This window comes from Pseudoalteromonas sp. SR41-8 (assembly GCF_014163915.1).
GTDB classification, from domain to species: Bacteria; Pseudomonadota; Gammaproteobacteria; order Enterobacterales; family Alteromonadaceae; genus Pseudoalteromonas; species Pseudoalteromonas rhizosphaerae.
Map to the genome: position 1 here is coordinate 124,790 of NZ_JACJEE010000008.1, position 15,584 is coordinate 140,373.

At 40.7% G+C, this 15,584-nt stretch carries 7 protein-coding genes; all 7 read left to right on the forward strand.

Annotation, left to right across the window (positions count from 1 at the left end; genetic code table 11):
- Positions 1–49 precede the first annotated feature (49 nt).
- The 7 genes from H5162_RS07720 to H5162_RS07750 all read left to right on the forward strand — a co-directional run bounded on the left by H5162_RS07720 (position 50) and on the right by H5162_RS07750 (position 15,555).
- Positions 50–2,671 carry a TonB-dependent receptor gene (locus H5162_RS07720; protein WP_182730910.1) on the forward strand — a complete coding sequence of 874 codons (2,622 nt, stop codon included), beginning with the start codon at positions 50–52 and terminating at the stop codon, positions 2,669–2,671.
- A 92-nt stretch (positions 2,672–2,763) separates the two neighbouring features.
- Positions 2,764–4,812, forward strand: coding sequence for a S9 family peptidase (locus H5162_RS07725; protein WP_182759438.1), 2,049 nt, complete (start codon positions 2,764–2,766; stop codon positions 4,810–4,812).
- A gap of 230 nt (positions 4,813–5,042) precedes the next feature.
- On the forward strand, positions 5,043–5,468 hold the full coding sequence (locus H5162_RS07730; protein ID WP_145234283.1) for a hemerythrin domain-containing protein: 426 nt from the start codon (positions 5,043–5,045) through the stop codon (positions 5,466–5,468).
- Between the two features lie 308 nt (positions 5,469–5,776).
- A complete protein-coding gene (locus H5162_RS07735; protein WP_182757424.1) occupies positions 5,777–8,101 on the forward strand; it encodes a TonB-dependent receptor domain-containing protein in 2,325 nt (774 codons plus the stop codon).
- Positions 8,102–8,351: 250 nt separating this feature from the next.
- Positions 8,352–9,362 (forward strand): alpha/beta fold hydrolase, encoded by a 1,011-nt coding sequence (locus H5162_RS07740; RefSeq protein ID WP_145234287.1) that lies wholly within the window; start codon positions 8,352–8,354, stop codon positions 9,360–9,362.
- 473 nt (positions 9,363–9,835) lie between these two features.
- Positions 9,836–12,496: a glycoside hydrolase family 16 protein gene (locus tag H5162_RS07745; protein ID WP_182778155.1), complete on the forward strand. Its 2,661-nt coding sequence runs from the start codon at positions 9,836–9,838 to the stop codon at positions 12,494–12,496.
- A 74-nt stretch (positions 12,497–12,570) separates the two neighbouring features.
- The gene (locus H5162_RS07750; RefSeq protein ID WP_182778157.1) at positions 12,571–15,555 is read left to right on the forward strand and encodes a TonB-dependent receptor; all 2,985 of its coding nucleotides are present in this window, start codon (positions 12,571–12,573) and stop codon (positions 15,553–15,555) included.
- Positions 15,556–15,584 lie beyond the last annotated feature (29 nt).

Here is a 15,584-nt window from a genome sequence, read left to right on the forward strand (position 1 = left end):
AGTACTTAGCTGCAGCATAATTTTTAATGTCGCTTCAACTGGGTCGAATATGCCGATAAAAGCAGTCAATTTTGTTAACATGACGATTCTCTTCACACTCTGCTCATTTATGAGTATGGCAAATCCCCCTGTTACCAGCGACGAAAAAAAATTAGAAACAATTCAAATTAGGGGCTTTCATGACAGCGCTATCAAAACACTGCAAGATAAACGTGATAGCCAATCAATCATAGAAGCAATTAGTGCACAAGATATTGGTAAGTTCCCAGATAAAAATGTTGCCGAAGCATTGCAACGTATTACCGGAATTTCACTATCGCGTGCACAAGGTGAAGGTGAGCGTGTCGGTGTCAGGGGCACAACACCTGAGCAAAATCGTACTTTTTTGAATGGCCAAGCCATTGCCTCGGCCGATTGGTGGATCTCAACTCAGCCAAACCGAGGTTTTAACTACACATTATTACCTGCTGATTTAGTATCTTCGCTTGAAGTTTATAAAACCCCGCAAGCAGACCATAACGAGGGGTCACTCGGTGGCTCTGTCAATATAAAAACTCAGCGTCCATTGCATACCGAACGTAATCATTTTGTTGCCAACGCACAAATACAATACAATGATTTATCTGGCGAGTTTGACCCACAACTGGCTGCATTTTATAACTGGACTAATCCAGATAAAAATTTTGGTGCTCTGATAACTTTCACGCGTAATCAACGTTCATTGCGTCGTGATGGTCTTGAATCTTGGGGTTGGCATGAGCAAAACTTCCAACAAAATACAGATGGTACGCTCACAGCAAGTGACGATAACACCGCAGATATAAAAAATATTTGGACACCTGGCGGAGGTGGCTCAGCTATTTTCCAGCAACAACGTATTTTGACTAGTGCAACTGCGAATTTTGAATATCAACCAAACTTAGATTGGAATATTCAACTTAATACCTTGTATTCAGTACTTAATGCCGATAACAGTAACCAAAACTTTTTATGGCAACCCAGTAGCGTGTTTGCCAGAGGTGGCCATATCAGTGATGCTCGTATAAGTGATAACACATTAACTTACGCCCGCTATTCACAAGTGCCTGAGCAAAATGCACAAAACCTGCCTTTTAGTACTGCAATGGAAGCTATTTGGCGAGAATCTGAAATAAATACCAGCAGTGTGCATTTAATTGTCAGTCAACAAGCACACCTTTGGCAGAACCAATACCAAATTGGTTTTACCAAAGGCGGTGGTGGCTCTAAGCAAGATCACACATCGCAATTTTCCGCCAATACTGCTTTTAGCGTAAACACCACTGAGCGTAAAAATATTATTGCCAATTATGATGTTTCTCCCCTTGATGCACAGGCTTGGCAACTGACAGAAGCACGTAACGACAGCCAAGATTCCAATGATCAAGAGCTCTATTTACAAGGTGATTTTGAACGCGCAGTTGATCATTCTATCATCAGCGCGATTAAAGTAGGTGCAAAATACCGCGACCATCAACGCGATTTTATTCGTTACCGTTCATTCAATGGCGCATTTGATGGTATAGCTCAACAGCTTGATTGGACGTTAGCGGATTACCCTGCTAGTTTTCCCCATGGCTTTTTGTCCGATATTGGTGATCAATATACCCTCAGAAATTATAGCTTCGCCAATATTAGTGCGTTATCAAAAGACTTCCAAACTATCGACTTTATAAAACAACAAGAAAAAGCTAGCAGATTTGATATTCAAGAACGCACCACCGCAGGTTATGTTAAATTGATGCTAGATGGTGATGACTACCGTGCTAACCTTGGCGTAAGGCTTGTAAATACTAGGCAAGACGCTGGTGCTTATAAACGTATTGGTTCACCAGTTGAACAACAAGAAAGTTTTGCATGGCAGCAACATAATAAAAATTATGTCGATATATTACCCAGCGCCAATATCAGTATTGATTTGAATGAGAACCTGATCGCCCGTATCAGCGCCGCACGCGTAATGTCACGTCCTCAGTATAATCATTTAATGCCTTCAACTAATTACAATGTCACTCAAGCACAGGGTCAAGGAGGCAATCCTGACTTAGACCCCTATCGAGCCAATCAATTTGATTTAAGCGTTGAGTGGTATTTTAATGATGCAGCCCTCCTTTCTGTGGCGTTATTTAATAAAGATGTCGAATCATTTGTTGAATTTAAACGTACCATTGAACAACATGAAGGCATTGAAATGACCATTGACAGACCAATCAATGGCAGTGGTGGTACTATTCGCGGTGTTGAGATTGGCTATCAACAAGAGCTTATCTATGGTTTTGGCTTGATCACCAACTATACGTTTGTTGATGGCGACCGAACAGATAGCACATCAGCGCGCGACGATTATGTACCCGGCACCTCAAAACACACTATTAATCTAACCAGTTATTATGAAAATGATTGGCTAAGCTCACGCTTGGCGTATAACTATCGCACACATTTTGCCACGGGTGTGGGAGAGACTATGATGGATGATTTTGGCCAACTTGATGGTAGCGTCACTTTTAAAATATCTGATAGCCTTGATTTTGTTATTGAAGCGATAAACCTCACCGATGAGATCACTTACCTTTATGAGCGTAATGAATATGCGCCAACGGGCATTTATCAAAATGGCCGTCGCTTTTATGTTGGTGTGCGCTACAGCCATTAGCCGACAATGTTTGCCTATTAATCGCATATTTTAGCATTTAAGGTACACCTTGTTATAATCCTTCGATAATTAAAACATGCGAAGGAAAATTCATGATAAAAACTAGCCTAGCACTGGCTCTTGGACTCTCAAGCTCACTGGCATTTGCAGCCACATCGCTTACTGTAGAAGATATCCCTAAAATTCAGTCAGTTATTCAAACCAGCATTAGTCCAGATGGTGACAATGTTGCATTTACCCGCTCAGTGCCACGTGAATTATACGTCGACGAGAATGGCGCCAATTACAGCGAACTCTATGTCGTCGATGATGAAGGTGTCGAGCGTCCTTTCATTACCGGCTCTGTAAGTATCAAGAGTATTCAATGGTCAAACGATAGCAAAACGATCTACTTTTTAGCAAAACTTAAAGACGACAAGTTTACCGCGTTATATCAAATTCCAGTGGATGGTGGTCAAGCGCAAAAAGTACTATCGCTTAAAGACACATCAATTTCTAGCTATCAGTTAAGCCCGAATAACAAACAACTCGCTATTTTAGCTATGCCAGCGGCTGATAAATCTGAAAAAGAGCTAAAAAAATTAGGCTTTATGGCTGAGGTGTATGAGCTAGGCTTAAAAGATAAACAACTATTTATTGTCGATTTAGCCAAAACAGATAAACCTCTGACACCAACAGCGCTTAACGTTGCGAACTATGTAAGTGATGTAAACTGGGCCGCAAAAGGCGATAAGTTATTAGTAAAAACCCAGCCTACAGCGCTAATTGACGACAAATACACTAAATCACAATGGCACTTATTTGATATTGCGACTAATCAAGTGACGATGTCGTTTGCTACTGAAGGTAAATTAGACAGTGCTGAACTGTCTCATGATGGTCGTTACATCGCAATTCTAGGTGCCGAAGATAAGCATGATCCAGCAGCTGGTCGTTTATTTTTAGCTGACACAAAAACAGGTGAAGTAAGTGATTGGTTACCTAATTTCATGGGTCATATCGTTGATTTTGAATGGTCACATAAACGCAACACGCTTAATTTTATTGCCAATGTAGGTACGCAAAGTTTTGTCGCAAGCATTAAAACCGGCTCTAATAAATACAAAAAAATTATTAATGAAGGCCAATTTATTGCATCAAATCTGAGTATTTCTGATTCAGATAAAACCTTAGCGCTACGTGCAAACACTGCAAAGCACCCAAATGAAGTATTCATTATTCGTGGCTCTAAAGCACAACGTTTAACGGATTCAAACAACTGGTTGAATGACAAACGTTTTGCTAAGCAAGAAACTATTTCACTTAAGGCCCGCGACGGTGTTGAGATTGATGGCATATTAGTCTACCCATTAGATTATGAAAAAGGCACGCGCTATCCATTGATCATGTCAGTGCACGGTGGCCCTGAAAGCCATGACAAAGACGGTTGGGTAACAAACTACTCGCGCCCAGGTCAAATGGGGGCTGCACGTGGTTATGCAGTCTTTTACCCAAATTACCGTGGCTCTACAGGTAAAGGCGTTGATTATTCAAAGCTTGGTCAAAACGACTATGCAGGTAAAGAGTTTGACGATTTAATTGACTTTAAACAGCATCTTGTTGAAATGGGCTTAGTTGATACTAAACGTGTTGGTATTACGGGTGGCTCTTATGGTGGTTATGCATCAGCATGGGCCGCAACAAAATTAACTGAACACTTTGCTGCGAGCGTAATGTTTGTAGGTGTTACCAACCAACTATCTAAATTTGGAACTACTGATATTTCCAACGAAATGAATCTTGTGCATGCACGTTCATACCCATGGGATAAATGGCAGTGGTATTTAGAGCGCAGCCCTATTTACTGGGCTGGCCAGTCTAAAACACCATTACTGATCATGCATGGTAAAGATGATCCTCGCGTACACCCTGCACAATCAATGGAACTATACCGTTATATGAAAGTACAAGGCAAAGATGTACGCCTTGTATACTATCCAGGCGAAGGTCATGGTAACCGTAAAGTAGCCGCGCAATATGATTACAGTTTACGTTTAATGCGTTGGATGGATAACTATTTAATTGACGGCAAAAAAGACATGCCAGCATTCGAGATTGACCATGCAGGCAAGTTAAAAGCGGTAAAAGACGCCAATAAATAACTCTCTTATTTTGTGTAAATATGCTTTTAGGCCAACATTCATGTTGGCCTTTTTGCTTTTGAATAACAATGTATATGGATGTAATATAAAGACCTAACTCGGTAATTTTTACAAGAAAACATCCTAACAAGCTAAAATATAAAAATTAAATCAATATATTACAACAACTTAAAAGTTGGCTTCTGTCTTGCAATATTCATTGTAATTAATGAGTAAAGCAAGGAAAACCCATGAATATTTTTGAAGCACTTCGTAATGATCACGATAAACAACGTTCGCTTGTCGATGCGCTGATAAAAACCCAGGGGGAGTCACCGAATAGACAGTCTCTTATGGATAATTTAAAACATGAGTTAGTAGAACATGCTAAATTTGAAGAGCGTTATTTCTACAATCCTTTGATGTTTGATGATTTAACCCATGAAAAAGCCCGTCATAGTATTGCAGAGCATCATGAACTTGATGAATTGATTGAGCAACTTGAAGAAACTGATATGAGCTCACCAGCGTGGCTTGTGACCGCTAAAAAATTACATCATCTTGTACATCATCATCTCGCTGAAGAAGAGCATGAAGTATTTCAACTAGCCGGTAAAGCGCTAACCGAAAGTCAAAAAGAAAGTCTAGCCGAAAAGTATAATGATGCGATGAGTTAACTGCTATATGTGCCCGCTTTAATTTATAAAGCTCTCTAAATAGCAACAACTCTATACCATTTGCATTTATTAGGCACCTCTAACACGGTCAATACTTGGCTAAGCAAATACTCTTAAATTAACTAAGCCCGGCATCAAACGCTGGGTTTTTTAATGCTCATGCTCCATCCCCCACCTTTATTTAATATGAAAATCATTCATTGAATGTAAATATTTCGCAATTGAATATACAACTGATAATTGTTATCATACCCACCTTGGTTACTTATTAGATTAATAATCTTTATTCTTGTCATGAAGGAAGTACAATGAAATCCCGCCCGCTTTATCTGGCCTCACTGATCAGTGCATTATTAACATCAACAACACTTATTGCTGATGATGACACAGCTGAAAATATGGAAGTGATGGTTGTCACCGCTTCTGGTTATGAGCAAAAATTAATAGATGCACCTGCAAGTGTCTCAGTTGTCTCTCGCGAAGATCTACAAAATAAGCCATTTACTAGCCTTGCTGATGCGCTTCGTGATATCGAAGGTATCGATGTTGGTGCCGGACAAGATAAAAACGGTAATATTAGTATTACCATGCGTGGTTTACCCGCAAGCTATACTCTAGTGCTTATTGATGGCCGCCGTCAAAGTGACGTAGGTAATATAGGCCCAAACAACTTTGGTAACAGCCAATTTATGTATATGCCGCCACTTGAGGCTATCGAGCGAATTGAAGTCGTTCGTGGCCCAATGTCCACTTTATATGGCGCTGATGCAATCGGTGGTGTAATCAATATTATCACTCGTAAAAATCTTGATAGCACCCATGGTAGCGTCACGGTAAGCAGTAATATCCAACAAGACGATCAATACGGTAACGATAATAAAGTCGATATATATTTGACCGGACCAAGCGGCGTTGAGGGATTAACTTACGGGATCCGTGGTAGTTTTTATGACCGTCAAGAAAGTGAGCCAACTTACAGCGAAAGTTTACCACTTCCAGATGGCAGCATGTGGGTTGATGATGGTAGCTTTGGCGATAAAAAAATCGTTGCAGCACGTAACTGGAATGCCGGCGCAACAATAAACTACCTGATCAATAATCAGAATGAAATCACCTTTGAGTACGACATAGCCAAACAGCGTTACGATAACACCGAAGGTCAAACAGGTACGTTAGATAGCCCAGTCAGTTTATGGCGTGTTAGCAAAGGCATTGTACAGCCACGCGTTGGTTATACTCCATATCAACGTGTTGAACGTGAGCAATTTGTATTTGCACATGTTGGTCGATACGATGTTGGTACGCTGACCAGCAGCATTACCCAAAGCAGCAGTGAAAACTTTGGTCGCTCATTACCTCTTAATGTACAAGAGCGTTTAGGTGTGCAGGCCATTTGGGACCAAGCAGTACAAGATCAAGGCATCGACAAGCCAGAACTAACGGATGCAATTTACGCTCAACTTGATGAGACTTTTTTACCACGCCCAATGCGTACACTAAAACTTGATAACTTAATTATTGATACTAAGTTTGAATCAAATATAGATAACCACTATTTTGTAGTAGGCGCACAATATTTTGATGCCGAAATGGAAGATGGTGTATTTGGTATGTACGGGGATGGCTTCCGTGAAGGTACGACTCAAGATCATCGTCAAACAGCTGTATTTGCTGAAGATAACTGGGAAATTACCACAAATCTAACTGCAACTTTCGGCGCTCGTTATGATCATCATAATATCTTTGGCTCACAAGTTAGTCCTCGCGCTTATTTAGCCTACTCTCCTGCTGATGAATGGACTTTCAAAGGTGGTATCAGCACAGGTTACAAAACCCCAGAGCCAAACCAACTATTCTCTGGTATTACAGGTTTTGGTGGCCAAGGTACTAAACCTTTTGTTGGCACGCCAGACTTACAACCAGAAACCAGTGTAAACTACGAAATGGCTGCTTACTTTAATGGCAGTGATAGTTTTAGTGGTAACGTAACGGTGTTTTACAATGATTTTAAAGACAAAATCATTAACCAAGATAACTTACCAAACTGTGAAGTGGCCATAGCTGATGAACCTTGTGTTGAAATTGGCGCAGGTTGGGCTGGCATCGGTAGCACCACCTTTACGCAAGCTGCTAACGTAGATAAATCAGCTACTCGTGGTGTTGAAATTGCTGCTAATTGGCAGATTATTGAACAGTTGTCACTACGTGGGAACTTTACTTACACCGATAGTGAAGTGAAAAGTGGCCGTGATGAAGGACTACCTTTAGTTAATACACCTAAAAATATGTATAACTTAACGCTTGCATGGCAACCATTGGATGATTTGAGTATTTCACTTATTTCTGAAATCCGCAGCGATCGTTACCGTGGTACGGCAAATGTGTCTGGTCCACAGGGCCCTGAAACACAAAAGCTCTACTACAAAGCCTATGATCTATATCATTTAGCAGCAAGTTATAAAATTAATGATAGCCTAGCATTAAATGCCCGTATTAATAATCTGTTAGATGACGACTTATCAAGCCGTACTTGCTTATTAGCAACCTCAGAGGAAGAGTACGAATGTACATCTGATTACAATACCACCCAAAAAGCACGCAGCTTGTGGGTATCAATGAGTTACAGTTTCTAGAATAAGAAGCTATAAAAATAAAGCCCAGCAACAATGCTGGGCTTTTTATTATTACGATTTAACCGTGCCTTTTATACTTCATCACCCAACACAGATTCGTGGCCTACGCAGATTAAAGCGTATACTCAATAAGGGTTACCGATGAATAAGCAAAGGAAGCCTTAACTTATAGTATTAAATTTTAGAGTTTATTCGCTTAGTATGTGAAGATATGTTTTGACAGATTTAATTTAAATCATTGAGGGATCTTATGTATAGAATATGGCTATTAAGTTTATGTTTTGTCTTCGGTATTGCAAATGCACAAGCGCCGCAACCACTGAGTTATGACGCATTATTAAGCAACTATAATTACGATTTCGACGTTGACTATTTTAACCTTGACTCACAAGGGCTGTCGTTAAAAATGGCGTATATTTACTTACCTGCAAAGGCTGGTAAACCCGTTATGACTTTAATGCATGGTAAAAACTTTAACGCTCATTACTGGACTGAAACTGCACTATTGCTACAAAAACTCGGTTATGGCGTGCTGATACCTGACCAAATTGGTTTTGGAAAATCATCTAAACCACGAGATTATCAGTTCTCTTTTGCAGCCTTAGCTAGTCACACCCATGCTTTAATGAGCCAACTTAATATAAATAAATCAATTGTATTGGGTCATTCTATGGGCGGTATGCTAGCAAGTCGCTTTGCGCTTATGTATCCACAAACAACCCAACAATTAATTTTACTCAACCCTATTGGCCTTGAAAATTACCTGCAATATGTTGATTACAAAGACACTAACTTTTTTTATAAAAATGAGTTAGCGAAAACACCTGCTGGGGTAAAAGCATACCAGCAAAAAAATTACTATGACGGAAAATGGAATAACCAATTTGCTGCTCTGACGAATTTTATCACCGGACAAATTCAAGGCCCAGATAAAGAGCTAGTAGCGTGGGTTAACGCAAAAACATACGACATGATTTTTACTCAACCCGTTATCACCGAGTTTAAAAACTTCACCATGCCTGTTTCACTAATTATAGGTACAAGAGACAGAACAGGACCTGGCCGTAACTGGAAGAAACAAGGAGTAGATTATGAACTTGGCCGCTACGATCAATTAGGTAAATCAGCCGCGGCATTAATTCCTCACAGCCAACTATTTGAACTGACTGATTTAGGTCATTTACCCCATATTGAAGATTTTAAGCGCTTTAAAGCTGTATTGTTAAAAGTCTTAGAAGCAGGCTCAAAGCCACTAGAGTAATATTTAGGCAGTTCAGCTGTTAAAGTTATTAACTGCTGGTTTGATTACTCAACGCTGACCTTTGAAAACCAATTAATAAACATAAATGCCTACTATTAGATACCTTTGAGCGATAACAGAAAAATATTGTTAATTAGCATGTGGATTCACTTTTAATATTTTGATGGCACTAAAAAATAACAACTCACTGATATTATTAGACTAAAACTCTATCTCCATTAATATATTGCTATTCTGAAGTTATTTAAAAATTAAATAACTTTTCAGTTTAAAACTAAAAAAGCAGGTAATGTAAACTTAAAGTTAAAAAAATAAGCAGTCTGTTGTTGACCAAATTACAACCTTAGCATACTCTATGTAAGCGCTTACAACACACACATTGATAAATGTAAGCGCTTACAACTTCGCTTGTAGACACAATAACAACCACAACGAAGTACTTTTAACTCTTTGTCGATACTGGGGTTCAACTAATGAACATGACAACAACCAAAGTAAGCCGCCTTGTTGCGGCAATATCCATGACCATGCTATTTGGCTGTGGTGGAAGTGCCGAGACAAAATCTGACTTCACAAAAGTCGATCCACAAGAGCCTGTTTCTGATTGGCAAATGGTTTGGAGTGACGAATTTGATGGCACTAGTATTGATACTAACAAGTGGAACTTTGAATTAAATTGTGCCGGTGGTGGTAACAACGAGAAACAATGTTACACCGACAGTGAACAAAATGCCTTCATTAAAGACGGTGTACTAAACATAGTCGCCTTACCTGCAGATGAAGGTGCAGAAAAACCATACACATCAGCCCGTTTAAACACCCGTTACAATGCAGATTTTACTTATGGTCGTTTTGAAATGCGTGCAAAATTACCTTCTGGACAAGGTAGCTGGCCTGCATTTTGGATGATGCCAACCGATGAAGAATATGGTACTTGGCCGCGCTCTGGTGAGATTGATATTTTAGAAGCGGTAAATTTAAAAACAGTTGCTGAAGATGGCACCGTTGAAGCTAATATTCATGGCACACTTCACTATGGTCGTGAATGGCCTAACAACTCGAACTCTGGTAAAGCGTATACATTCCCTGAAGGGATGAATCCTGCAGACGATTTTCATACTTACGCGATTGAATGGCAAGAAGGTGAGATTCGCTGGTACGTAGATGGCTATTTATACGCCACTCAACGTCGCTCTGAAGTTCGTTACAATTCAAAAGATGAAGCTGTTGGCTTAAAGCATAAAGGCTGGTTTGCTGAATACTTTGAACAAGGTAGCGGCGAGCTAACAACTCATTGGGATACAGCACCATTTGATAAAGATTTTTATCTTATTTTAAACAATGCTGTTGGTGGTGATTGGCCGGAAAACGTAAATAACTTAGGCGTTGACGCTGCAGCATTTGCAGAAGGTCAGAGCTTTGAGATTGATTACGTTCGTGTTTATGAATGTGCCTCTAACCCAGCCACAGGTAAGGGTTGTGAAACAGTACGCCCAGGTTACGATAACTTAGAAGATGCACTTGTTGAAGGTAAAGCCCCTGTACCTACTCCACCAAGTGATGGCGTTGCAAAAAACCTTGATATTTTCAATGGTAGCTTAAACGCAAACTGGATCGCTTGGGATTGCTGTGGCGGAACCACACCAGAAACCATTACCGACGCTGATAAAGGCGACGTTATTAAATTTAATATCAACGATAATAACGGTACCGTATTAGGTTTCTCTACCCGTGGTGGTCACTTTCCTGACGATTTTACAGGGACATCATCTCCGTTTGATGCTTCACCATTACTTGAATTTAATGGTCGTTTAACTTTTGATATGAAAGTAGTTACTCCTCCAACATCTTCAACTACTTGGTTATTAAAAGCCGAAGCGGGTGATGGTGGTCCTAATACAGGCGATGTAGCCCTTAGCGATAGTAATGAAGGCGTAACACCGGTTACAGGCCAATGGCAAACCTATACATTCCCACTTTCTTTACTACAAGAAAGAGGCTTAGATTTAAGTGCCATTGATGTATTAATGGTATTTCCAACATGGCAAACAGGTGAAGGCGCTGAGTACTTAATTACCAATGTTGCTATTGAAGGCGATGTCGGTGAATCACCATCTGTAGACCTATTCACAGACGGACAAAACTTAGATTGGCCAATGTGGGATTGTTGTGGCGGCTCTACGCCAATTGAAGCAATGGACGATGAAGAACACGGTTTAACCGCAGAGTTCAGCATTGGCGAAGCCCCTACTGTAATGGGTTTCAACACTCGCACCTCAGCCGGTGGTAGTGGTAAACCATTTGATGCAACAAGTATTTTAGAAAATGGTGTACTGCAGTTTGATGTAAAAGTGATGTCAAATCCAAATGATCCAGCGGCTGTTTGGACAATGAAAATAGAATCTAATGAAGGTGATACCGCAGTAGAAGTTCCACTGACAGATGCAGGCGATGCACCTGTTGCAGGTGAGTGGAAAACATACACCTTCACATTTGAAGAATTAGCCGGTGCGGGTTTAGATGTAAGTGCCATTGACGTTGTGATGATCTTCCCAGCATGGGGTACAGGCGAAGGTGCAGTTTACCGTGTAGATAACGCTAAAATGTATGATCCGAGCGCAGCATCAGCAGCAGGCAACGAAATTACCATCTTCCAAGTTACTGCCGCAGATATGTGGAGTATTTGGGACTGTTGTGGTGGCTCTACACCGACTGAAGAAACTGACGATGCTGATCATGGCACAGTGGCTGAGTTTGTCATTGGTGCTACACCAACAGTAATGGGCTTTTTAGCTGACGAAGGTGTTTCTTTTGATGCATCAGCAATATTAGCAAATGGTGTTGTGCAATTTGAAATGAAAATGGTGACACCACCAAATGATCCTGACTCAGTATGGACATTTAAAATCGAGTCAACAGGTGCAGCAACGGCGGTAGAACTTCAACTTGCACAAAGCGTTGAAGGTGAAGTACCGGTTATTGGGCAATGGCAAACATACACGTTTACAGTGCAATCATTATTTGATGCAGGTTTGGACATTAGCGATATCAATGTACTGATGGTTTTCCCAGCATGGGGAACAGGTGAAGGTGCAGTTTATCGTATCGACAATGTCGTTATCGCTAACCCATAAACCCTAATTCAGTGGTAGGTGCTAAATTATAAGCGCCTACTTACCGTAATAAATTAAGTAAAAGCAGAGCAATTATGAACACAAATAAGTTTAAAAAAAGCCAATTAGCGGCTTCTGTATCACTTATCATCGCTGCAAGCACATTTAACTTCGCTTATGCTGCGCAAGAAAATACTGCCGAACCTGAACTAGAAGTTATTGAAGTAAAAGGTATTCGCGGTTCATTAATCCGTTCAATGGATGTAAAACGTGACGCATCTGGCGTGGTCGATGCCATTTCTGCTGAAGAAATGGGTAAATTTCCAGATACTAACTTAGCTGAATCGCTACAGCGTATTACGGGTGTATCAGTAAGTCGTTCAAATGGTGAAGGTAGCCAAATTACAGTGCGTGGTTTTGGCCCATCATTTAACCTTGTAACACTTAACGGCCGTCAAATGGCGGGCACCGGTTTTACACGTTCATTTAACTTTGAGAACTTATCATCTGAAGGTGTTAGTTCACTTGAAGTTATGAAAACAGCGCGTGCAGATACACCAACAGGTGGCCTTGGTGCAACTGTAAATATTGTTACCGCTAAACCTCTACAAAAGCCGGGTCAGCGTTTTTCATTAATGGCTAAAGGCATTCACGATACATCGGTAGCAGAAGGTGATGAGGTAACACCTGAAATTGCAGGTATTTACAGCAATACTTTCGCTGACGAAATGTTTGGTTTTTCAGCTAACTTTTCATACCACCGCCGTGACTTTCAACGCCAGTCTGCGAATGTACGCTCTTGGTTAGTTAACCCTAACCTATCGGTTGATGCAGAAAATATTATTGATAATCGTCCAATGGATGCGGATGGCAACCCAGCGAAACAATTTTTCGAACCTATTTCAGGCGAATACATATCAGCAGCCTTCTTCCCACAAGAAGTAAGTTTTGCAAAAGATGATATTAAGCGTGAGCGTTTAAATGCCCAAGCAACATTCCAATTTGCGCCTACTGATAATTTAACCTTCACACTTGACCATACAATTTCGCAAGCCACAACGGGTAATAATTCGTTATCGTGGGGTATTTGGAACGGCTCATTTGGCGGTAATGCAAATGCATACGAGCTTGATGAAAATGGCACAGCCATTTACTACAACTCAGCTGGTGATGATGCCTCATTCACGGCATTTCGTGAAACTGCTGAAGTAGACTCAAAAGCAACTGGTATTAATGTTGAGTGGTTAGCAACAGAAAACCTAAGTTTTAATTTTGATGCGCATACTTCAAAAACCACCACTGATAACGGTAAAGATCCTGGCTTAAACTCTAATGCCCGTATTATTTTAGGCTCAGCAGATCTCTCTACTAAAGAATACTCTTTCCGCGAAGGGGATGTACCGGGTTTTAATATTAATTGGAACAACGGCACACAAGAAGTAAGCCCAAATCAAATTGGTTCTAACTTCAGTATTTTCACTAGAACGCCGGGGGAGTCAGAAGTTTCTCAAGTACAATTAGATGGTAAGTTATTCACCTATACCGATATTGGTCTTGAAACCGTTAAATTTGGCGCAGCCTATACCAAGCAAACACTCAGCGGTTGGGGCGGTTCTAATAACGCGAATTCACCCGGTTTTGGTAATGGTACTTTCGCTGAAATTTTCCCAGATGCGATGTTCGAAAGGGTTGATTTAAGCGGATTCCTTGACGAATTTTCATTTGGTCCTAATGGCGTAGCCCCAGGTTATGCTTATACCTATGATCTTGATGAAGCGTTTGCTCGTCAAAGTGCTTATTTAACTGAAGACGTAGTTGGCAGTGATGTATATCAAATTGGTAACTTTGATAACTTCCCTGTTAATGAGGTAGAAGAAGAAACCATTAGCGTTTATCTTTCTAGCAACTGGGCGTTTAACGTTAGCGACTACGACGTGTTTGTAAACTTAGGCCTTCGCTATGAAGAAACTGATATTGTAAGCCCAGCTAAAAGCCGAGTGGCTGAGCAAGTGTATTGGGCTGGCGGTGCAGAATGGATAACCCAGTTCGCAAGCGGTGGGGACTTTGTTGAAGTTGACTATGAAGGCCAATACGACTTACTACTCCCTATGATTGATATTAAAGTTGATCTTACTGATGACTTAGTGACTCGCGCCTCATGGGGTCAAACAATCACCAGACCAACACTCGGTGATATGCTTGGAAATTTAAGCTTAACCCCATCACCTAAATTAAACTCAAGAAGCGGTAGCCGTGGTAATCCGAATTTAAAGCCATTTAAATCAACTAATCTAGATTTAAGCCTTGAGTATTACTACAGCGAAGGCAGCTATGCTGCAATTGGCTTATTCTGGAAAGATGTGGATGACTGGATCGATAAAACTAATATAAAAACCACCTTTGAAGGCTTACACGATGTCTATTTAGGTCAGCGTTGGAACAACGCCGTAGCCGCCATTGAAGCTCGTGGAGATCAAGCAACTGATACTGCAATTCGTGATGAAATTGTAGCTAATGGTGTGGGCATTGGTGAAAACGACCGCATATTACCAGACCCAGCAACCGATCCATTGATTGAATGGACTATCGAGTCACCTGAAAACGTCGGAAAACGTAAAGTAAACGGTTTTGAATTTGCTGTTCAGCACTTGTTTGGCGACTCAGGCTTTGGTGCAGGCTTTAATGCCACCGTTGTTGATGGTGATGTAGAGTACGATAACTACTACCTTGCCTCTCAAGCAGTATTGGCTGGCCTAAGTGACTCTGCAAACCTACAAGGTTTTTATGAGAAAGATGGCCTATCAGTGAAAATAACTGGTGCATGGCGTGATGAGTACTTAATTGCGCAAGGTTTACCTGATTCAGGTGCTACGGCTCCTCCACAATACGCGGAAGAGTACTTGCAGTGGGATATTAGTGTGAACTACGAAGTTAACGAAAGCACAACGGTATTCTTTGAAGGTGTGAACTTAACCAACGAAACCGAGCGTTCATTCAGTCGTTTCGAAAGCCAGTTCTTGAGTGCGGCTCAATACGGCCCTCGTTATGCCTTTGGCGTTAGATACTCTATGGGCAATTAATACATTGACCAAACACAGTTTTTGATTAC

Bases quoted from the DNA above. Each gene is read 5' to 3' on its own strand.
- H5162_RS07720 (WP_182730910.1), top strand. From the start codon at position 50: ATGCCGATAAAAGCAGTCAATTTTGTTAACATGACGATTCTCTTCACA.
- H5162_RS07735 (WP_182757424.1), top strand. From the start codon at position 5,777: ATGAAATCCCGCCCGCTTTATCTGGCCTCACTGATCAGTGCATTATTA.
- H5162_RS07730 (WP_145234283.1), top strand. From the start codon at position 5,043: ATGAATATTTTTGAAGCACTTCGTAATGATCACGATAAACAACGTTCG.
- H5162_RS07745 (WP_182778155.1), top strand. From the start codon at position 9,836: ATGAACATGACAACAACCAAAGTAAGCCGCCTTGTTGCGGCAATATCC.
- H5162_RS07740 (WP_145234287.1), top strand. From the start codon at position 8,352: ATGTATAGAATATGGCTATTAAGTTTATGTTTTGTCTTCGGTATTGCA.
- H5162_RS07725 (WP_182759438.1), top strand. From the start codon at position 2,764: ATGATAAAAACTAGCCTAGCACTGGCTCTTGGACTCTCAAGCTCACTG.
- H5162_RS07750 (WP_182778157.1), top strand. From the start codon at position 12,571: ATGAACACAAATAAGTTTAAAAAAAGCCAATTAGCGGCTTCTGTATCA.